Here is a 22,318-nt window from a genome sequence, read left to right on the forward strand (position 1 = left end):
TTAAAATAATATGATAAGTAAAATAATATGTATTTTTAATGAGCAGGGTATCTCAAAATAAAAAATCAGGTGAATAAAAAAAGCCAATTCGGGAACTGGCTTTCAAGATCGGTTTTATGAAATAGGATTAAAGCTTAGCGACTGGCTCTACGGGCCTTGTTTTCTGGCTTAGGCGCAGAAATTTCACGTTCACCTTGCCAGACATCCATAAAGTCTTTTTCGTTGATATTGTAGAGTTCAAGCAAAGCCAGAATGACTCCGCCAAACATCATCGAACCTTCTGAATGGTCTTGCCAGTCAAAAATCTTGCCGTTTAACACATGCAAAATGTCTGAAATTTCAAAATTTCGGTCCCGGCCATTACTGTCGGTTGGGTACATTTGGGTATTGAGAATAATTCGGGCGGCACTTTTTTCATTTTCTGACAAATCTAAACAGGCTGTAATATCTTCATCTGGGGAGGAGAAAATAACCTCATCGGTAAATACCGTTCTGAGAAAATGACGGGTCAGCTTGGGTAAGGCTCTTTCTACAAAAGGGCGGAAAGAAATAGGGAAAATGACATTATGTGAAATACCCTTAAACATTGGGGCAATTTCTTCGGTTTTATAGCCAGCAATGCCGCAACCCACCGAGGTAATGAAATAGGTCATTTTCGGATGGTTTTTGGTATAAATCTTGAAGTCATCAATATAGTGCTGAATTTGCGACAAGGGCATCTGTTGCAAATGCTCGTTCATGGTGGGAATGGCATAACTTTGACCTGACCAGCCACGTCCGACGCCTTGCATTGCGCCAAAATATTGCAGGGCAGTACGCGCAGCCCCACCTGCATGGTTTCCTGCCATGTTGCTGCCAAAGACAAAAACGGTATCTTCTGGTAGATTTTTGACAATACTTTCGTCATGGTAATGGTAAGTCATAGGCTTTATTGTGATCATGAGGCTTTGTCTCATGTTGCTATTGAATGCACATGCGGTCAAGACAAAAATGTTGCAATTTTCTTTATATAACTCCCTCGCTAAATATCAGGAGATTGATATTGAATGTTGAGCTTTAACCCTCATATCATTCAAACTGCATTAGTGTATAGAAGCTGAATAATATGTCGGATAGTCATCAACCTTTTGAATTAGTGACCAGCTATCAGCCTGCGGGGGATCAGCCACAAGCCATTGAAAAATTAGTCAAAGGTATTCAAAACGGCTATCACGACCAGTTGTTACTTGGGGTAACCGGGTCGGGTAAAACCTATACCATGGCCAATGTGATTTCCCAGTTACAGCGTCCTACCATTGTCATGGCACATAATAAAACCTTGGCTGCACAGCTGTATGGCGAGTTCAAGTCATTTTTCCCGAATAATGCGGTTGAATATTTCGTCAGCTATTACGACTATTATCAGCCTGAAGCGTATGTGCCATCTTCCGATACCTTTATTGAAAAAGACTCGGCGATTAATGACCATATAGACCAGATGCGCCTTTCGGCAACACGGTCATTACTGGAACGTCGTGATGCGATTATTGTCGCTTCTGTTTCGGCCATTTATGGTTTGGGTGACCCGAATGCCTATATGAGCATGTTATTGCATATCGTGCAGGGTGACCGGATCAGCCGTGATGACATTATTCGCCGTCTGGTAGAAATGCAATATAGCCGTAACGAACTGGAATTCTTGCGTGGTACTTACCGTATCCGTGGTGAAATTATTGATATTTTTCCAGCTGAATCAGATCAGGATGCCATCCGCATTGAACTGTTTGATGATGAAGTTGATTCGATTCGCTGGTTTGATCCCTTAACCGGAAAAATGGTGCGTAAAGTTCCACGCGTAACCATTTACCCTAAAAGTCATTATGTTACTCCGAAGGATAATTTACAGCGTGCTATTGGCACCATTCGTGAGGAACTTCAGGAGCGTTTAGGTTTCTTTAGGGCTAATGACAAATTACTGGAAGCACAGCGTATTGAACAGCGTACCCGCTATGATCTGGAAATGATGCAGCAATTGGGTTATACCAACGGCATCGAAAACTATTCACGTCATTTGTCCGGCCGTCCGGCAGGTGAGGCACCACCGACCTTATTTGACTATATTCCCGATGATGCCTTACTGATTATTGATGAATCGCATGTCACTGTGCCGCAAATTGGTGCCATGTATAAGGGTGACCGTTCACGTAAAGAGAATCTGGTCAATTATGGTTTCCGTTTGCCGAGTGCGCTGGATAACCGTCCGATGCAGTTTGAAGAATGGGAACGGATTATCCCCTCCACGATTTATGTCAGTGCAACACCAGCAAAATATGAGCTGGAAAAAGCGCAGCAGATTGCCGAGCAGGTGGTTCGTCCAACTGGACTGGTCGATCCTGAAATCGAAATTCGTCCCGTGCTGACTCAGGTCGATGATGTGCTTTCGGAAATCAATATCCGTAAGGAACAGGATGAACGCGTTCTGGTTACGACCTTAACCAAACGTATGGCGGAAGATTTAACTTCGTATTTAAAAGAATACGGGGTCAAGGTAGCTTATCTGCATTCAGATATCGATACCGTGGAGCGGACCAAGATTATTCATGAGCTGCGTAGCGGTGTACATGATGTGCTGGTCGGGATTAACCTGCTGCGGGAAGGTCTGGATATGCCGGAAGTGTCCCTTGTGGCAATTCTGGACGCCGATAAAGAAGGCTTCTTGCGCTCGGAACGTTCATTGATCCAAACCATTGGTCGTGCTGCACGTAACGTGAACGGTAAAGCCATTCTGTATGCAGATCGCATTACCGACTCCATGCAAAAAGCCATGGATGAAACTGAGCGCCGCCGAGCCAAACAGATCGAGTTTAATCAACTGCATGGGATTATTCCAAGAAGTACCAAACGTCAAAATAACCAGGATATCGATACCGGTGAAGTGCTGACTGATGATCAAATTGACGAGAAAATTTCGGATCAGGCTCGTGCCTTGAGTGCTGATGAGCGCCACATTTTGGCAGACCCTAAATTGCTGGCAAAACATTTGTCCAAACTGGAAAAAGAGATGCTCAAAGCTTCGAAAGAATTGCAGTTTGAACAGGCAGCGCGACTGCGTGATGAAATAGTCCGTCTGAAGGCACAGATGCTCAGCTAGCTTGATGATTTTCATTGCAAAATAATTAAGGTCTGTTGGCAATCCATATATGAAATGTCAACAGACCTTACATAACGCTACAGTATGGTTGGGTTGGAGTCGTTATTTTTAAATGTGTAAGCACTTAAAGAATTTAAAATTTTGACTGAAAGGTACTTTTATGACAGGTGATAATCTTCCAAAAGCGGGCTATAAACTGGCTAAAATTGCCGTCGGTGGAGCTGTATTGCTGGGTTTGGGTATGGCGACAATGGCATATGCGCAAACCAAGCCACTACAAACGGTCGAAAAGCTCGAGCTGGATAAATATCTGGGTGTCTGGTATGAAGTGGCTCGCAAGCCGCTGTATTTTCAAAACAAGTGTGATCGTGATGTCACCGCGACCTATACCCTGAACGAGAACGGCAATGTGGTCGTAGATAACCGCTGCTATACCAAAGAGGGTAACCTCACCCAGTCGATTGGAGAGGCATTTATTGAAAATGCACCTTTTAATAGCAAGTTAAAAGTCAGTTTCTTGCCTGAGGCGATTCGCTGGTTACCCTTCGGTCGAGGGGATTACTGGGTGCTTAAACTGGATGAAAATTATCAGACGGTATTAGTGGGAGAACCACGCCGCAAATACATGTGGGTATTGTCCCGTACTCCGCAACCTGATCAGGCAGTCGTCAACGAATATTTGGAATATGCCAAGTCGTTGGGCTATGATTTGGGTGATGTGATTCATACCAAGCAGACGATCAGGTAACATATTGCATACTTTAACAAAAGTTCAAAACCATGCTTAGGCATGGTTTTTTATTTGTTAAGATAGCTCCGGTTTGAAAGTTGAATGATCCAGTATTTTGGATGGTTTCGCAAAGTCATGAAATGAAGAATCCCCTTGAGGTAAAAGATGTATAAAGGCTTGGCTTTGTCAGTATTGGCATCCGTTACTTTTGGGGTGTTGTATTTTTATACGCAATTTTTAAAACCTTTGGACAGCGAACAGACTTTTGCCTGGCGCATGCTGGCCACGCTGCCTTTTCTAACCCTGTTTATGTGGTGGTCTGGTGATTTGCAGCATATTTCCCAGATTTTTAAGCGTATGGTTAAACAGCCTGTGTTCCTGATCTGGCTGATTTTTAGCTCCCTGCTTTGTACCACACAACTGTGGCTATTTCTCTGGGGCCCCATTAATGGCCGTGGTCTGCAAGTTTCACTGGGGTACTTCCTGTTACCTTTGGTGATGGTGCTGGTGGGTTGTGTGCTTTATAAGGAAAAACTGTCGAAATGGCAGTTGGCTGCCGTGATGTTGGCCATTTTAGGAGTAGGACATGAAATTTGGCGTATCGGCAGTATCGCCTGGGAAACAGTTTATGTCGCTTTGGCTTATCCCTTATATTTCTTTTTACGCCGGGTCTTTAAAACGGATCATTTGGGCGGTTTTTGGTGGGATTTATGCCTCATTTTGCCAGTGGCTTTTTACTTGGGCTTTATGCATAGCGATAGTCTGAGTTTAATGGCTCATTTTCCACATTTAATTATCGCGGTGATTGGCTTGGGTTTTTTAAGTGCGTTGGGACTGGGCAGTTATATGCTGGCCAGCCGTTATTTGCCTTTTGTGATTTTTGGATTGCTGAGTTATCTCGAGCCCGTGCTTTTGGCCTTTGCTTCTATTGTGTTGGGGGAGCGGGTTGAGGCAGGAGAGTGGCTGACTTATATCCCCATCTGGATTGCCGTTTTATTGCTGGTCATTGAAGGTACAATTCATATCATCAAACAAAAGCATAAACAGCGTGCACTGAATCAAAATGTGGAAAACTATCAGGATCGTTTGAAATAGACTTCAATCGGTAAACTGGGTAAAAACTCAGGTTGTTTGATTAAGCAACATTTAACAAAAAAGTATACTTTTACTTTTTAAATCGCTTTCTGATCTTTTAACAGTAAAATCATGAAAATAATTACAACTATTTTATAAATTTATAGTGAATATATTGTAAAAAGCACGTTGAACATTCAGCTTTTGATTCAAAGTTGCTGATAATTCCTTTACAATTGTGGGGTTTGAAATTTATGCCTAGATATACAATTAATTAGAGGACGTAGCTGTGAGCAAAGACACTATCATCGCCCTACATGCAGAGCACCAAGGTCGCTGGAAAAACCGTGAAGAAATCGCGGAACGTATGATTGCCCTGATTGGTCAACTATATCGTGAAAAAAATATCGTGACTTCTGTATACGGTCGTTCTTTAGTTAACCGTTCAGTAATCCAGATTTTAAAAGCGCATCGCCGTACACGTGTTATGGATGTTGAGCTTTCTGTGGTTCACACTTTCCCGATTTTAGAAGCTTTAGCTAAAATTGAAAATATTGGTTCAGCAGAAATTGATCTAGGTAAACTTGCTGTTGAATTCAAAGAAAAAGGCGGTGACGTAGACGCTTTTGTTGCTGAAGCAGTGAAATCTTTAGCAGGTAATGCGAAGGTTGTAGAAGGCAAAGATGTTGTTCTTTACGGTTTTGGTCGTATTGGCCGTATTCTTGCGCGTTTAATCATTGGCCAATCAGGTTTGGGTCGTGGTTTAAATCTTAAAGCAATCGTGGTGCGTAAATCATCTGATGGTGATTTGGAAAAACGTGCTTCATTGCTGCGTCGCGACTCTATCCATGGTCCGTTCCAAGGCACAATTTCAGTTGATGAAGAAAACGAAGCCATTATTGCAAACGGTAACTTCATTAAAGTGATCTATGCATCTAGCCCATCTGAAGTGGATTACACTGCTTACGGTATTAACAATGCATTGGTGATTGATAACACGGGTAAATGGCGTGATGCTGAAGGTCTTGCTCAACACCTTCAATGCCCAGGCGCTGCACGTGTAATTTTGACTGCACCTGGTAAAGGTGACATGAAGAACGTTGTATACGGTGTGAACCAAGCCGACATTCTTGATGAAGATACCATTATCTCTGCTGCAAGCTGTACCACTAACGCCATCACGCCAACACTTAAAGTGTTAGAAGACAAATACAAAGTGCTGAATGGTCACGTTGAAACAGTTCACTCGTTCACTAACGACCAGAACCTGATCGACAATTACCATAAAGCTGACCGTCGTGGCCGTGCTGCAACATTGAACATGGTTATTACGGAAACAGGTGCTGCTAAAGCGGTTGCTAAAGCATTACCTGCGCTTAAAGGCAAGTTGACTGGTAACTCTGTACGCGTTCCTACACCAAACGTTTCATTGGCTATTCTTAACTTGACCCTTGAGAAAGAAGTAGATCGTGAAGAAGTGAACGAATACATTCGTCAAATCTCAATCAACTCAAACCTTCAAGGTCAAATCGGTTATACCAACTCAACTGAAGTGGTATCTTCTGACTTTATCGGTTCACGTACTGCAGGTGTATTTGATGCGCAAGCAACAATCACTTCAGGCAACCGTTTAACTTGCTATGTTTGGTACGACAACGAAGTGGGTTATAGCTGCCAGGTATTACGTATCGCAGAACAGATGGGCGGCGTAAGCTACCCAAAAATTCCTGCTGAAACAAATGCATAATTTGTTAAAGTAGTAAAAGGGAGTCTCTATAGAGGCTCCTTTTTTTATGCCGTTATTTTAAGCTCATGCTATAGGCAGAAATTTTTACTGAATTTAATTAAAAAATGATACTTGTAGCTGAAATTCTAATCTGATAACTTACAAATGGTAAGTACATTAAAAATAGTAAGTAAAAGATAAAAATATACAGATGGAGAGAGCTTGAATGAGTAAATATGCGATCAGTCCTTTGTTGGGGCAGGTGTTATCGAATGAATGTCCATCACGGGAAATATTGGAACATCTGGCGAATAAATGGTCAGTACTAGTTTTACGTTGTTTAAGCGATGGGGTGCATCGTTTTAGTGAGCTGAAACAGCGTATTGAAGGGGTGAGTGAAAAAATGCTGTCACAAACGCTAAAAATGCTCGAACAGGATGGTTTTATCCTACGTACGGTCTATCCGGTGGTGCCACCTAAAGTTGAATATCAGCTGACCATTTTAGGCTCGCAAGCTGCAGAAAAAATGAATTATCTGATTGGCTGGGTAGAGCGGAGTTTGCCTGAGATTTTGGAGAATAAAGACCGTATTGCTAAATAAGAATTAAATTACTTTTATTGGCAGTCATCAGCTGGAAAGAGCGGGAATCTTGTGGTGACTTTACTGGCAAAGGGCCAGACTTTGGTTGTAGTCTGTATAACTTTTTCTTTTTTGATTCAAATTTTTATCAGGAAGCGATTCACAGGATAAATGTTTATCCGTTTTAGAGATTAAGTCTTATAAGTTTTAAAGGAATAAACCTTGAGGTGTATTCCTTATGCTGGGTTTAAACCTTTTTCATCTGCTTAAAATCAAACCGGTCAATCAGTAAAATTCCAATCGAAAAGACCAGACCGAGTGCCACACAGCCAATCCATCCAAAGTGTTCCCATGCATATACTGCACCCAATGAACCCAAAGCTGCACCCGAAAAATAGATGGTCATATAGACTGCATTAATCCGTGAACGTGCTTTCAGGTCAATCCGGTAAACTAGGTTCTGGTTTAGTACATGAAACGCGGTGAGGCCAAAATAACTCATCAAAACCCCAATCGCGTAAACCCAGATATTTTGCTGGGCAAAGAACAGGGGTGTACATGAAAACAGCATTAGAAAAATACACAGTTTTGCGACCAGATTTTCCTTGCCTTGCCCCACAGTTTTGCCCGACCAGCTCGATGAATAAATCCCGATAACACCGAGCAAGCCAAACAGGCCAATTTCAAAATCACTAAAGTAGTAAGGCGCATTGCCTAGAACAAAGGTCATCGAGGTAAAGACCATCGACAAGATGCCAAAGCCCAAGGCACCTGCACAGGCTCGACGGATTAAATGTGGATTGCTTCGGGCAAGTACAAACAGTGAACGGTAAATACTACTGATGGTTAAGCCAGTTTGAGGTTGTGTATTAGGCAGTTTTTTCCACATCACAACAGCAAACAGCAGGGTGATTACGCCACTGGATAAATACACACCTTCCCAGGACCAGTACGTTGAGACAAAACCGGCGAAGGTCCGTGACAGGATAATCCCCATCACCAAACCGCTCATGAGTTTTCCAACTGTTGCTGCACTGGATTCCGGTGGACTAATCGTTGAAGCAAAAGGAATCAGAACCTGAGCGGAAATTGCCCCAAAGGTGGCACACAGGGTGAAAAGATATAAGGTGCTGAGGGTCGTGCTCAATGACAGCAGAATTTGCGAGATGGCAGCAAATACCATCAAACTGACCACAAGTTTACGTTTATTCAGGAAGTCGCCTAAAGGCACCAACAGCATTAAGCCAAGCACATAACCAATTTGTGCAAGCACGACAGTTAAGCCAGCCTGACTGGTGCTAATTTTCAAACTCTTTTCAATCGAATAAATCAGCGGCTGATTAAAATAAGCCGAACCTGCACATAAACCGCAGGCAATTGCCATAAGCAATACAAATTGTGATGACAAAGGGCTGACAGTTTCAGGTTTTGGCAAAGACATGATCAGGACTCAAACAACGCTGCATGCACTATAAGGAGAGTTATCCAGATTATGAAATAAGTAAAATCAATCATGTGATCATTAATTTATATCGACGGTTGGAAAATAATTGCTTGGCAAAAGATCGGACAACATCAGCTTTTTGATTGATGTTTATAAAATAAGACTGAATTCAGTCATCTTCATGCAGTGCTGAATAAATATATTCGAGAAATTCTTTAAAATATGGCAGAATATGGGGTTTTAAAGTTTTTAGAGGATTGGCAGCATGCGCTTTGTTGATGAAGCAGTCATTACCGTAGAGGCTGGCGACGGTGGCAATGGCGTAGCCAGTTTTCGCCGTGAAAAGTTCGTACCATTTGGTGGTCCAGATGGTGGTGACGGTGGCCGTGGCGGTAGTATTTATATTCAGGCCGACGATGACACCAGCACCCTAGTAGATTATCGTTATACACGTAAATTTCGTGCAGAACGTGCAAAAAATGGTCGCGGTGCAAACTGTGCAGGCCGCGGCGGTGAAGACACCGTATTACTGGTTCCGGTTGGAACTACCATTGTAGATACAGAATCTGGCGATATTATCGGTGACCTGGTTGCGGATGGTCAGCGTGTATTGGTTGCAGCAGGCGGTGAGGGCGGTTTAGGGAATACACACTTTAAATCTTCGACCAACCGTTCACCACGTAAATGTACCCACGGTGCCAAAGGTGAATTCCGTGAAGTGCGTTTAGAACTTAAAGTATTGGCGGATGTTGGCTTGCTCGGGATGCCTAACGCAGGTAAATCGACCTTTATTCGTGCAGTTTCTGCCGCAAAACCAAAAGTTGCAGACTATCCATTTACCACCATGGTACCGAATCTGGGCGTGGTAGATGCCGACCGTCACCGTTCATTCGTGATGGCCGATATTCCAGGACTGATTGAAGGTGCATCTGAAGGTGCGGGTCTGGGTATTCGTTTCCTTAAGCATCTGGCACGTACCCGTATCTTGTTGCACATTGTCGATGTACAGCCGATTGACGGTTCAGATCCGGCGTACAATGCCAAAGCAATTTTGAATGAGTTGAAAAAATTCTCCCCAACGCTTTCTAAATTGCCAGTGGTACTGGTGCTGAACAAGGTTGACCAGTTACCTGAAGAGACGCGTGAAGAATGGTGTAACCATCTTCTTGAAGAGATGCAGTGGACAGGTCCGGTATTCAAGACTTCGGGCTTAATATCTGAAGGGACCAAAGAAGTTGTGTATTACCTGATGGATGAAATCGAGAAACAGCGTGAACTCGAAGCTGAAGATCCGGAATACGCAGCACAAGTAAAAGCATTCCGTGACCAGCTTGAAGCTGAAACACGTGAACAAACCATCGCTGCAAAAGAAGCGTATCGTGAGATGCGTCGTCAGCAACGTCTTGCCGGTATTCTTGGTGATGACGAAGATGATGAAGATGGCGAAGATGAAGCAGAGTCGTATTACGTACGTTAAGCTCTGAAATATGAGTAACTGAGGACAAGATGATAGAAGTGGTAGATGGGCAACGTCAGCTCAAGGCTTGTAAACGAATCGTTGTTAAAATCGGATCATCTTTACTTACAGCAAACGGAACAGGCTTAGATCTGGATGCAATTTCGCATTGGGCGAAACAGATTGCAGATCTGCACAATGCAGGGCATGAGATTATTCTGGTGTCTTCCGGAGCTGTGGCTGAAGGTATGGTTCGAATGAAACTTGAGAATCGACCCACCGATCTACCCAGTCTTCAGGCCTGTGCTGCCATTGGTCAAATGGGACTGATTCAAACCTGGTCGAGTGTGCTTGAAAACCACTCCATTCAAACGGCGCAGGTTTTGTTAACCCATGATGACCTGGCAGACCGCCGTCGCTATCTCAATTCATGTGATGCCTTGCAGCACCTGATTGACTGGCATGTGATTCCGGTGATCAATGAAAATGACACGGTTTCGACCGATGAAATCCGCTTTGGTGATAACGATACTCTGGCTGCGATGGTCGCCGGGCAGGTACATGCCGATTTGCTGATTATCCTGACCGATCAGCAAGGCATGTTTGACTCCGACCCGCGTTCTAATCCAAATGCCAAACTGTTCCATACCGTGCGTGCACTGGATGAAAGCCTGTTCGATATGGCAGGCGGTGGCGGCAAATTTGGTCGTGGCGGTATGCTGACCAAAGTCCGTGCGGCGCGTCTGGCGGCAAAATCGGGTTGTCCAACCCTGATTGCCAGCGGTGAAAGCGATAATGTCCTGGCGCGTTTAATGTCTGGTGAATTGCTGGGAACCTTGTTTATTACCGACAATGACCGCATTACTGCACATCAGCAATGGCTGGCGGCACATTTACAAACCGCTGGCCGTCTGGTGCTGGATGATGGTGCAGTCAAAGCGATTAAAGACAATCACCGCAGCTTGCTCCCTGTCGGGGTAAAAGCGGTTGAAGGTCACTTTGAACGTGGTGATGTGGTGGAGTGTGTGGACCAAGAGGGGCATCGCATTGCTGTCGGTCGCGTCAACTTCAGTTCGCGTTCAGCTGAAATTGTCAAAGGTCTGGCATCGGATAAAGTGCATCAGGTTTTAGGTGAAGCGCGTTCACTTGAGATGATTCACCGCAACCATATGGCGATCTATTAAGTTTTATAGATTCAAAAAAATCCCGCTTTAGAGCGGGATTTTTTATATATTTTTTAATTGCTTATTTAATTAAACCACGTTGAATTAATGCGCTAAATAATTTTTCATAGAGGAACATGACCCGACACATCAGTTTTGTTTGGTAATGATTCCATAATTTTAAACCAGCAAGATTTACAGCCCACGACAAAATAAAGGCACCGGCCATATCAACCGGGAAATGCACTCCTACATAAATCCGTGACCATGCCACCAGCCAGGCGACTGCCAGTAAAAACCTGCCAATATCCCGTCGTGCCGAAAAATAATAGGCAAATGCAATACTGCTAAAAATAGTCATGTGATTGCTGGGGAATGAACCTGTTGCTTCGTGTGCAATTAAAGTCTGACCGACATGCATCACAAAAGGACGTGGGGTATTGAACAGGTAAGATGCTACTTCACTGATTGAGAGAGCGACGCAGCAAAAGATAAAGGCTTTTAGAATCAGGGCTTTTGAATTTTGATGACCATAAAACCAAAACAAGGCAAAGCAGGTAATCAGCAGATAGACTAAATCATGGGCGACAAAAGTGGCAAAGTGCATCATCAATGGGGAAGCCTGTTCAGGCACGTTCAGGATACTAAACAGATCAAGATTTAAACTTTCAAGGGACATGGGATAGTGAGGAGAGATAAAAGCTGAAAGATAGGATGATTTTACAAGAAAAATAAAATGAAACATTTGACAGGATTGTCGCTATATTGTTCCAAATCGCCCATTTAGCTCATAAAAAAACCGTGTGTGCACACGGTTTTATTTAAATCATCATTTAATTATTTAAACTGGATTGAACCATTGGCATTGACTGTAATTTTCGATTCACCAGCAGCAACATTTTGCGCATCTGCGGCTTCAGCACCGGCAAATTTCGCCATATTGGCACGCATCATCACTGGTTGTGGGTAATAGTTATTGGTATTCAGGTTGAGGTTCACCAGATTATAACTGGATTTATTCCATGCCGAAGTCAACATTTGTGCACGTTGCTGGAAGTTTTTCGAGGCTTCCACCATCAATTCATTTTCCACTTTTTTACGCTTTGCATCGGAAACGGTAAATTCAATCGACTGGGTCTGGAAATTTTGCTGCAATTCGCTGATTAACTGGCTGACGGCCTTAAACTCGGTACTTTCTAAACGAATTTCAGCCCGGCCACGCCATTCTTTCAATTTCTGGCTGTCATTGTCATACACAGGATAAGTGCTCTGAGTACCCGTTTCGACTTTCACTTGCGGGTATTTTTTCGAGGCTGCAATGGCTTGGTTCATGAGCTGTGTGATGAGTGCAGAAAGTTCGGCTGGCTGTTTCTTGCTTCTTTCAATATATAAAACCGCATGCATTTCATCATTAGAAATCTGGCGCGTTGCTTCAGCCTGTACATTGACTAAATTATAGTTCAGTGGTTCTGCCTGCTGAGCAAAGGCAGCGGTTGAAAGCAGGCTGGCAAATACCAGGGAGGGGAGAGTTAAATATCGCATTATTTTTACCTATTTTTTTGTAAAGAAAAGTTCAGCCTCTGATAGGCATGGTATCGCTACTTCATGAGGATTTTTTGTAGACTTTGTGTCAAGATTGTAAATGATTTCATTTCTATTTCATTTCTTTCATCAAGAATGACTTCTCAAGAAAACATTTAAAAATTATATACTTAATTTTATAAAAATTAATCGATTACGTTAATTCAATCTTTTGCATAAAAAAAGTATAAAAATAAGGTTTTCTTTAGTCTGTCACACTGTAAGATGATAATTCAATCTAAGATTTGGCTTGATATATTTTTTTGATCGGTTTTGGACAGATAAAGTCATAAAACTTGTTTATTTTATTGAAAAATTCTGTATCATCCGCCGTTTAGTTATGATGTATAAATCAAGTCGTCAAACTAGATTCTATAAAGCACCGAGTCAAAGGACCACAAGTCACCCGACTTATTTCTTTCAACCCATATCAGAGATGGTAATTCGATATGAGCGTTTCTTCTGTAAATCCTGCCACTAAGTCTACTAACGAATACTATTTGACTCGCCAAAGCCAGATGGAATCCAATGTTCGTAGCTATCCACGCAAATTGCCGTTAGCGATAGCAAAAGCCTTAGGTTGTTGGGTTACTGATGTTGAAGGTACAGAGTACCTCGATTGTTTAGCTGGGGCAGGAACATTGGCTTTAGGCCATAATCATCCTGCGGTAATTCAAAGTATTCAGGACACTCTAGCGAGTGGTTTGCCATTACATACTTTAGATTTAACGACACCTTTAAAAGATGCATTTACTGAAGCATTACTTGAACAACTTCCTGGTGGGAAGGAAGAGTATTGCCTGCAGTTCTGTGGCCCGTCTGGTGCAGACGGTACAGAAGCAGCGATTAAATTAGCAAAAACCTATACCGGTCGTAGCTCGGTGATCAGCTTCTCAGGTGGCTATCACGGTATGACACACGGTTCTTTGGCAATGACGGGTAACCTGTCTGCGAAGAATGCAGTAAATGGCTTGATGCCAGGTGTACAGTTTATGCCATATCCGCATGAATACCGTTGCCCGTTAGGCATTGGCGGTGAAGCGGGTGTTGATGCCTTGACTTATTATTTCGAAAACTTCATTGAAGATGTAGAAAGCGGCGTAACCAAGCCGGCAGCTGTGATTCTTGAAGCGATTCAAGGTGAAGGCGGTGTGGTTACAGCACCGGTTAAATGGTTGAAGAAAATCCGTGAAGTGACTGAAAAACACAATATCGTGTTGATTCTTGACGAAGTTCAAGCAGGCTTTGGACGTTCAGGCAAAATGTTTGCCTTTGAACATGCGGGTATTGAACCTGACGTGGTGGTGATGTCTAAAGCTGTAGGTGGTAGCTTGCCGCTTGCAGTACTGGGTATTAAACGCAAATTTGATGCCTGGCAGCCAGCAGGTCACACCGGTACTTTCCGTGGTAACCAATTGGCGATGGGTACAGGTCTTGCAACCATCAAAACCATCAAAGAACAAAATCTTGCACAAAATGCGCAAGAGCGTGGCGATTTCCTGCAAGCTGAATTGAAAAAATTGGCAGTGGAATTCCCATGTATCGGTAACGTGCGTGGCCGTGGTCTGATGATCGGTATCGAGATCGTTGACGAACGCCAACAAGCAGATCACATGGGTTCATTACCGGGTGATTCTCAATTGGCTGCTGCTATTCAGGCTGCATGTTTCGACAACAAGCTGTTGCTTGAGAAAGGTGGCCGTAACGGTACAGTGATCCGTTTACTTTGCCCGCTTATCATCATGCAAGACGAATGTGTTGAAGTGATTGCCCGCTTTAAGAAAGCAATCGCTGAAGCGCTTGTTGCAGTTCGAGGTGCTTAAGGCATGGTAGATTTTGCAGAACACCGTAAAGCGTTATTCTGCAATGATGCAGGTTCTATTGCTGACTATCAGTCAGCAATGGAGGAAGCGGTAAAAGCCGTTTCTGCATGGTTGCAAAACGACAAAATGTATACCGGCGGCAGCATTAAAGAGCTACGCAGTGCGATTGCATTTCATCCTTCAAAAGAAGGCATGGGTCTACACAAGTCGCTTGAACGTATGGTTGAGCTTTTCTTGAACAAAAGCTTAAAGGTTCATCATCCGCACTCGTTAGCACATTTGCATTGCCCAACCATGGTGGCGAGCCAGATTGCAGAAGTATTGATTAATGCAACCAACCAGTCTATGGACTCATGGGATCAAAGCCCGGCCGGTTCATTGATGGAAGTGCAGTTGATTGACTGGCTGCGTCAAAAAGTCGGCTATGGTTCAGGTCAGGCAGGCGTCTTCACCTCTGGCGGTACCCAGTCGAACCTGATGGGTGTGCTGCTTGCGCGTGATGCCTGCATCTCGAAAAACTGGAAAGACGAAAACGGCAATCCGTGGTCTGTTCAGCGCGATGGTATTCCTGCGGATGCTATGCGTAATGTCAAAGTCATCTGTTCTGAAAATGCACACTTCTCTGTGCAAAAGAACATGGCGATGATGGGCATGGGCTTCCAGTCCGTAGTCACTGTTCCTGTAAATGAAAATGCACAGATGGATGTCGATGCACTGGAAAAAACCATGGCTCACCTTCAAGCTGAAGGCAAGATCGTGGCATGTGTAGTTGCTACTGCAGGTACGACCGATGCCGGTGCGATTGATCCATTAAAACAGATTCGTGAAATCACCAACAAATATGGCGCGTGGATGCACATCGATGCAGCTTGGGGTGGTGCACTGATTCTGTCTAATGACTACCGTTCTATGCTCGATGGCATTGAGTTGTCTGATTCCGTGACGCTCGATTTCCATAAACATTACTTCCAGACCATTTCTTGTGGCGCGTTCTTGCTGAAAGACGAAGCGAACTACCGTTTCATGCATTATGAAGCTGAGTACTTGAACTCTGCTTATGATGAAGAACATGGCGTGCCAAACCTGGTGTCTAAATCACTGCAAACAACACGTCGCTTTGATGCATTGAAATTGTGGATGACGGTTGAAGCATTGGGTGAAGAGCTTTACGGTTCAATGATCGATCATGGCGTGAAACTGACCCGTGATGTTGCTGATTATATTAAAGCGACTGATGGTTTAGAGCTTCTGGTTGAACCGCAATTTGCTTCGGTCTTGTTCCGTGTAGTGCCAGCAGGCTATCCTGCTGAATTGTTAGATACATTGAACCAGAACGTTGCGGATGAACTGTTTGCTCGCGGTGAAGCGAATATTGGCGTGACTAAAGTGGGTCAGGTTCAATCCTTGAAGATGACTACACTTAGTCCAGTTGCGACTTTAGATAACGTGAAGAACCTGCTTGGCCTTGTGCTTGCAGAGGCTGATCGTATCAAAGGTCCAATCGCGGATGGTACATATACGCCTGCAATTGATTAATTGATTGTCTGTGTGAAATGAGGAGGCCATACGGTCTCCTTTTTTTTATTTAAGATTGTACAACCTCATTTGATTTATGAGGTATCAATATTGATCTGATTGGAAGAGATGTGGTTGAAAAGTTTTGCTTTAAATTCAAGCTGTAAATTACAGACTAAAACTTTTTAGAGACCAGTATTCTGCAAGCAAGTCCCAGTCATGTTCTTTAAAGACCATGTGAGCGGGTCAATCAGGATTAGAATTTTTAATTGTTTTAATGTTTATGGTCATATCATTGTCATTATTTATTTTTGACTATATGACAAAATCATGTTTATGAATTTCAGAGATTTGGACAAGTGGTGGTAAAAATTAGAGTAGTGTAACTTTGAGACGGGACAGAGAAAGCCTGATACAGATAGAAAAGAAATCCAGAAACAGAACATTTTTATGGTCTGTACATAGAATAAACACCCTGCAAGTAGAAACAGAAGGCATGAGAAAATGACAGATTTAAGAAATATTACAAATTCGTACTCAAAAACAATGTTTGAATAATATTTTTGATTGGTTTTTAGTTATTGAATTTAAAAGATATTTTTAAAAACCCTACAAAAGAAATGAATTATCATAAAAGCGTCACAAAGCTGTAACTTGATTGTCATATTCTAAAATCAAAATGCAATCATCGAAATAAGTACAAAACTTTATAAAAAGTAGCGTACTTCAAAATTGCATCTATTGAAGAGAGAAAAGAATGCGCTTAAACCACATCGCACTTGCTTTAGCACTTTCAGGGGCAGCTGTAGCAACAACAGCAAATGCAGCTCGTGATACTATCCAGATCGCTGGTTCTTCGACTGTTTTGCCATACGCAAGTATTGTAGCAGAAGAATTTGGTAATACTTTCCCGCAATTTAAAGCACCGGTGGTGGGTTCTGGTGGTACATCTGGCGGTTTAAAACAATTCTGTCAGGGTGTAGGTGATAATACCATCGACATCGCCAATGCATCTCGTAAAATTAAAGATACTGAATTGGCTGCATGTAAAAAAGCTGGCGTAAACCAAGTAATCGAAGTTAAAGTAGGTTATGACGGTATTGTATTCGCATCTAACTCAAAGAAAGCAGCTTATAAATTACGTCCACAACATGTATTTGCTGCACTGGCTGCACAGTTGCCTTCACAAGGCAAATTGGTTCCAAACCCGTATACACGCTGGAATCAAATTGACAAAGCACTTCCAAATGAACCAATCACATTGGTAATTCCAGCTTCTAACCACGGTACACGTGAAGTGTTCCAGGAAAAAATGGTTGAAGCAGGTTGTGAATCTTACGCATATTTCAAAAACTTAGATAAAGATGCTCAGAAGAAAGCATGTTCAAATTTCCGTAAAGACGGAAAAGTCATTGAAATTTCTGGTGATTATACTGAAACACTTGCACGTTTAAAAACTTCTCCAAGTGCAGTTGGTGTGTTTGGTTTAGGTTTCTATGACCAAAACCGTGACAAATTACGTGTAGCTACAGTGAATAATGTGACCCCATCAGAGAAAACGATTCTAAATGGTTCTTACCCGGTATCACGTCCATTGTACTTCTACGTAAAAGGTGAGCACCTTAAATCAATCAAAGGCTTACAACAGTATTCTGAGTACTTCCTGAATAAGAAAGTTTCAGGTAAAGGCTCTAAACTGGAAAAAGCGGGTCTGATTTCTATGTCAGACAAAGAACGTGCCAAAGTTCTTGCAAATTTGAAAGCCGGTAAAGCGGTTAAGTAATTAGGATAAATGAGCTGACGGTAGAATAATTTCTACCTTCGGCTTTTTTGTATAGACAAGTTTTTCAAAGCATGAAAATTGAAAAATGCTGGAGAATACATGAATCTGCTACTTATGGGCGTGTTGTTGGCATTAATTGCCATCGCCTATCAAATCGGGTTATCAAAAAGCCGTAACCTAGCAGGTAAGGGAAATAACACTGCAAAGTTGCACTCGCGTCCTGGCTATTACGGGGCACTGGTGGCTTTATGGTGTGGTATCCCTGCTTTTTTAATTTTACTGGTTTGGAATATTGTCGAACCGAACATTCTGCGCCATGTGGTGTTAAATAATGTCCCTGCAAACGTTGCAGCGACATTGGATCGTGCCGGTATAGAAGTGCTCATTGATCGTGTTAAAGCGATTGCTTCGGGTTTTGGTGTGAGTGATCAAGCCGCAGCCTATGAAATTGCAGCCGCACAGCAACTCGCGAAAATTGAAACGATTAGTTCTTTTGCTAAATTGGCTTTAGTGATTTGTGCCGCTTTGGCGGGTCTGGTGATGGCTAAAAAGCGCATTGCCCAGCAATATCGTGCCCGTAACCAGGTTGAAAAAATCATTAATTGGGGCTTGGCTCTATGTTCCGGTGTGGCCATCTTAACCACCATCGGAATTGTACTTTCGATGTTTAGCGAAGCCATGCGCTTTTTCCATTTTGTAAGTCCGATCGATTTCTTTTTTGGTACGGAATGGAACCCTGGATTTAGTACTTCTGGAAATGCAGAAGGCAGTTATGGCCTGTTGCCATTAATCTGGGGAACCCTGATGGTGAGCGGGATCGCCTTATTGGTTGCGGTTCCTGTTGGACTGATGATTGCTATCTATCTGGCTGAATATGCACCTTCAAGTTTTCGTGCCTGGGCAAAACCTGCCATTGAAGTTTTAGCCGGTATTCCAACCATTGTTTATGGCGTGTTTGCATTGATGGTGATTGGCCCATTCTTCAAGTTGCTTGGCGAAAGCATTGGACTACACATTAATGCAACCAGTGCCTTAACTGCCGGTTTTGTCATGGGCATCATGATTATTCCGTTTGTATCTTCACTGTCGGATGACATTATTACCCAGGTGCCACGTGCACTACGCGATGGTTCTTTAGGGCTGGGTGCAACCAAGTCTGAAACCATTCGTCAGGTGGTTCTGCCTGCTGCACTGCCGGGGATTATTGGCGCATTCCTACTTGCCGCATCACGTGCGATTGGTGAAACCATGATTGTGGTTCTGGCAGCAGGGAATAGTCCATTATTGCATGTCAATCCGCTAGAAGCCGTATCTACAGTTACTATTACCATTGTGAACCAGTTAACCGGCGATACCGACTTTGCCAGCCCGCAAGCTTTGGTGGCATTTGCATTAGGTCTAACGCTGTTTGTCATTACGTTAGGTTTAAACATTGTTGCACTGTATATCGTGCGTAAATATCGCGAGCAATACGAATGAGTACATCAAATACATCTTCTATGGGGCAAAGCTTTGACCCACAAGCTGCAGCTGAATTACGCGAAAAACGTAAACAGAGAATTGCCAGTTCTTTAGCCAAACGTCATCGTAAAGAAAAGACATTCCGTATTTTAGGCTTTTCTGCAGTTGTGACAGGTTTGTTCTTTGTGGTGCTTTTATTCGGAAGTATTTTAGCGAAAGGCTTACCTGCATTCTGGCAAAGCAGTCTCTCTGTACCGGTCTATTTCGATCCTGCCATCATTCAGGTGGGTGCAAAACCTACGCAGAAGGATGGCGAATCTCCAGCCCAGTTTGCGGAGCGTACCATTGCCTGGCAAACCGAAATGGGCATGGTGGATTGGGATGCCTTGATTGTTAATGGCATGATTGCAAAAGATCCTTCAATTGCCTCAAAACGTGATGATTTATCCGCTTTGTATACCAGTTCAGAGGCCTATCGCTTGCGTGATATGGTAATGGCTGATCCAACGCTAATTGGCAAAAAAGAAGAGATCAAGATTCTGGCCGATGCCAATGTCGATGTATGGTTAGCAGGTAATATTGATCGCAGTTTACCTGATGACCAGCAACAGCTTAGTCCTGAAATTCGCCAGCTTGCCGATGATTTAAAAGCCAAAGGTGTGATTGAGAATAGCTTTAATACCAATATCTTTACCAATCCGGACTCACGCAGTTCACCTGCAACTTCTGGTCTTGCAGGTGCATTCATGGGCTCAGTGTTCATGATGCTGATCGTGATTTTTATCTCGATTCCGATTGGTGTGGCATCAGCTATTTATCTTGAAGAATTTGCGCCTAAAAATTGGATTACAGATGTTGTTGAAGTGAATATCAATAACTTGGCAGCGGTTCCTTCGATAGTCTTTGGTTTGCTCGGCGCTGCCATTTTTATTGGCTGGATGCATTTACCCCTTTCTGCACCATTGGTCGGTGGTCTGGTACTGAGTCTGATGACCTTGCCAACCGTGATTATTACCACACGTGCATCACTGAAAGCAGTACCACCATCCATTCGTCAGGCGGCATTGGGCCTGGGTGCTTCCCGTGTACAAACGGTATTTCATCACGTGCTGCCTTTGGCGCTTCCTGGTATTTTAACCGGCGCCATTATTGGGGTAGCACAAGCCCTCGGTGAAACCGCACCCTTACTTCTGATTGGGATGAGTGCTTTTGTAGCAAGCGTGCCAGCGACACCACTCGATCAATCTACTGCATTACCGGTACAAATTTTCTTATGGCAGGGTAACGAATTACGTAACTTCTTTGAAGGACGTACTGCTGCCGCAATTATTGTCTTACTGGCGCTGATGGTTGGTTTGAACAGCCTTGCCATCTGGTTACGTAAGAAACTTGAAGTGCGCTGGTAAGTGAGGACAATATATGAATACTGTAACAGCTATGACACAAGCAAATTCCTTAGAACAGGATGAATCCGTGAATCCAGAACAGAAACAGTTTATCGCTCCCGAAGTCGATCAAAAACATCCTGGTACTTCATTTGTTTCTCAATTCGATACTCATACTTCAACGAAAAAAGAAAATGAAACATCGAATGTTAAAATAAGTACTTCAGATGTCCATGTTTACTATGGCGAAGCAGAAGCCATTAAAGGTATTGACATCAATATCTATGAAAATGAAGTGATTGCCTTTATTGGTCCATCGGGATGTGGTAAATCAACTTTCCTGCGTACCTTAAACCGTATGAACGACACCATTGATACCTGTCGCGTGACCGGTAAGGTGATGCTTGATAATCAGGATATCTACGACCCGAATCTGGACGTAGTTTTACTGCGTGCACAAGTTGGTATGGTGTTCCAGAAACCGAACCCATTCCCGAAATCAATTTTTGATAACGTGGCGTATGGTCCTAAACTGCATGGTTTGGCGCGTGATAAATACGACCTGGAAGAAATTGTGGAAAATAGCCTGCATAAAGCGGGGCTGTGGAATGAAGTCAAAGACCGTTTAAACCAGCCGGGTACAGGTCTTTCAGGTGGTCAGCAGCAGCGTTTATGTATTGCGCGTACTATTGCGGTTAGTCCGGAAGTGATTCTGATGGATGAGCCATGTTCAGCGCTGGACCCGATTGCAACGGCTAAAATTGAAGAACTGATTTCAGAACTTTCAACCCAATATACCATTGCGATTGTAACGCACTCGATGCAACAAGCTGCACGTGTATCTGACCGTACTGCCTATTTCCATTTGGGTGACTTGATTGAAGTCAATTCGACTGAAAAAGTCTTTACTCAGCCAGATCACCAATTGACTGAAGCGTATATTACCGGTCGCTTCGGTTAATCTGGACACCATATCTAAAAAGAGCCGTAAGGCTCTTTTTTCGTTATAATTAACAGATTAAGAATCCAACCATAAAAGAAGAATGCAGCCTACACTTGAAGAGCGAGAGCACGCTAAAATCACACGTCGTGCCTTAAAAGAGGTGTTTCAAATCTTATTTGGCACAGTGTATATAGATCAATATTTTGCTGTTTTCATGGTTGGGCTGAGTATAGTCATTGCAGTTTTGATCCCTGATTATGACGGCTTGTTTCTAACGTCGCAAAGCCGCGGCATGACAAATTACCATCGATGGCTTTATGATATTTTTGTGATTGTGTCGAGTTCGATGGGTTTTGTCCTTTATTTTCTATTGAAAAGACAAAAATATAATACTGAGCTCTGTACACGACAAATTTCATAGGATCCTTGTCCTATCAGGCTTTTTCTTTCTTAAAATTGCTAGCACTTTCTTAAATTCTTCTTTTTTTCCAAAACCAATCAAACGTAGAATAGCCATTTGAACA

17 protein-coding genes are annotated in these 22,318 nt (G+C 43.0%); 13 read left to right on the plus strand and 4 right to left on the minus strand.

Annotation, left to right across the window (positions count from 1 at the left end; genetic code table 11):
* Positions 1–134: 134 nt before the first annotated feature.
* Positions 135–923, minus strand: a complete 789-nt coding sequence (locus FTT83_RS03950) for a hypothetical protein (protein ID WP_180176251.1) — start codon at positions 921–923, stop codon at positions 135–137.
* Positions 924–1,105: 182 nt separating this feature from the next.
* Here FTT83_RS03950 and uvrB point away from each other — a divergent pair, with 182 nt between their 5' ends.
* The 5 genes from uvrB to FTT83_RS03975 all read left to right on the plus strand — a co-directional run bounded on the left by uvrB (position 1,106) and on the right by FTT83_RS03975 (position 7,261).
* Positions 1,106–3,130, plus strand: coding sequence for an excinuclease ABC subunit UvrB (gene uvrB, locus FTT83_RS03955; protein ID WP_180176233.1), 2,025 nt, complete (start codon positions 1,106–1,108; stop codon positions 3,128–3,130).
* Positions 3,131–3,290: 160 nt separating this feature from the next.
* Complete coding sequence (locus FTT83_RS03960) at positions 3,291–3,878, plus strand: lipocalin family protein (protein WP_180176232.1); 588 nt, start codon at positions 3,291–3,293, stop codon at positions 3,876–3,878.
* Positions 3,879–4,025: 147 nt separating this feature from the next.
* The gene (rarD, locus tag FTT83_RS03965; protein ID WP_180044577.1) at positions 4,026–4,955 is read left to right on the plus strand and encodes an EamA family transporter RarD; all 930 of its coding nucleotides are present in this window, start codon (positions 4,026–4,028) and stop codon (positions 4,953–4,955) included.
* Between the two features lie 268 nt (positions 4,956–5,223).
* Positions 5,224–6,681, plus strand: a complete 1,458-nt coding sequence (locus FTT83_RS03970) for a glyceraldehyde-3-phosphate dehydrogenase (protein WP_180044578.1) — start codon at positions 5,224–5,226, stop codon at positions 6,679–6,681.
* Positions 6,682–6,886: 205 nt separating this feature from the next.
* Entirely contained in the window at positions 6,887–7,261 is a 375-nt protein-coding gene (locus FTT83_RS03975) for a helix-turn-helix domain-containing protein (RefSeq protein WP_180176231.1), read from the plus strand.
* 226 nt (positions 7,262–7,487) lie between these two features.
* Here the strand turns inward: FTT83_RS03975 and FTT83_RS03980 are convergent, their stop codons facing one another.
* The gene (locus FTT83_RS03980) at positions 7,488–8,681 is read right to left on the minus strand and encodes an MFS transporter (RefSeq protein WP_180176230.1); all 1,194 of its coding nucleotides are present in this window, start codon (positions 8,679–8,681) and stop codon (positions 7,488–7,490) included.
* A gap of 268 nt (positions 8,682–8,949) precedes the next feature.
* Here FTT83_RS03980 and cgtA point away from each other — a divergent pair, with 268 nt between their 5' ends.
* Positions 8,950–10,161 carry an Obg family GTPase CgtA gene (gene cgtA, locus FTT83_RS03985; protein WP_180176229.1) on the plus strand — a complete coding sequence of 404 codons (1,212 nt, stop codon included), beginning with the start codon at positions 8,950–8,952 and terminating at the stop codon, positions 10,159–10,161.
* Between the two features lie 29 nt (positions 10,162–10,190).
* Complete coding sequence (gene proB, locus FTT83_RS03990) at positions 10,191–11,324, plus strand: glutamate 5-kinase (protein WP_131273367.1); 1,134 nt, start codon at positions 10,191–10,193, stop codon at positions 11,322–11,324.
* 61 nt (positions 11,325–11,385) lie between these two features.
* Here the strand turns inward: proB and FTT83_RS03995 are convergent, their stop codons facing one another.
* Together FTT83_RS03995 and FTT83_RS04000 are read right to left on the minus strand one after the other, a co-directional pair.
* Complete coding sequence (locus FTT83_RS03995) at positions 11,386–11,982, minus strand: phosphatase PAP2 family protein (RefSeq protein ID WP_180176228.1); 597 nt, start codon at positions 11,980–11,982, stop codon at positions 11,386–11,388.
* A gap of 158 nt (positions 11,983–12,140) precedes the next feature.
* Positions 12,141–12,845, minus strand: a complete 705-nt coding sequence (locus tag FTT83_RS04000; RefSeq protein ID WP_180176227.1) for an SIMPL domain-containing protein — start codon at positions 12,843–12,845, stop codon at positions 12,141–12,143.
* A gap of 488 nt (positions 12,846–13,333) precedes the next feature.
* Here FTT83_RS04000 and FTT83_RS04005 point away from each other — a divergent pair, with 488 nt between their 5' ends.
* The 6 genes from FTT83_RS04005 to pstB all read left to right on the plus strand — a co-directional run bounded on the left by FTT83_RS04005 (position 13,334) and on the right by pstB (position 21,812).
* Positions 13,334–14,707 carry a diaminobutyrate--2-oxoglutarate transaminase gene (locus FTT83_RS04005; protein ID WP_180176226.1) on the plus strand — a complete coding sequence of 458 codons (1,374 nt, stop codon included), beginning with the start codon at positions 13,334–13,336 and terminating at the stop codon, positions 14,705–14,707.
* A gap of 3 nt (positions 14,708–14,710) precedes the next feature.
* Complete coding sequence (locus FTT83_RS04010; RefSeq protein WP_180176225.1) at positions 14,711–16,243, plus strand: aspartate aminotransferase family protein; 1,533 nt, start codon at positions 14,711–14,713, stop codon at positions 16,241–16,243.
* 736 nt (positions 16,244–16,979) lie between these two features.
* Positions 16,980–18,005, plus strand: a complete 1,026-nt coding sequence (locus FTT83_RS04015) for a substrate-binding domain-containing protein (protein WP_166167009.1) — start codon at positions 16,980–16,982, stop codon at positions 18,003–18,005.
* A gap of 99 nt (positions 18,006–18,104) precedes the next feature.
* A complete protein-coding gene (gene pstC, locus FTT83_RS04020) occupies positions 18,105–19,484 on the plus strand; it encodes a phosphate ABC transporter permease subunit PstC (RefSeq protein ID WP_086196110.1) in 1,380 nt (459 codons plus the stop codon).
* The gene (gene pstA / locus FTT83_RS04025) at positions 19,481–20,872 is read left to right on the plus strand and encodes a phosphate ABC transporter permease PstA (RefSeq protein ID WP_086196109.1); all 1,392 of its coding nucleotides are present in this window, start codon (positions 19,481–19,483) and stop codon (positions 20,870–20,872) included. Before pstC ends, pstA begins: the two co-directional genes overlap by 4 nt.
* Positions 20,873–20,885: 13 nt before the next feature.
* A complete protein-coding gene (gene pstB, locus FTT83_RS04030) occupies positions 20,886–21,812 on the plus strand; it encodes a phosphate ABC transporter ATP-binding protein PstB (RefSeq protein ID WP_086196108.1) in 927 nt (308 codons plus the stop codon).
* The last annotated feature ends 506 nt before the right edge of the window (positions 21,813–22,318 follow it).

This window comes from Acinetobacter sp. YH01018, from assembly GCF_013420295.1.
Taxonomy (GTDB): Bacteria; Pseudomonadota; Gammaproteobacteria; order Pseudomonadales; family Moraxellaceae; genus Acinetobacter.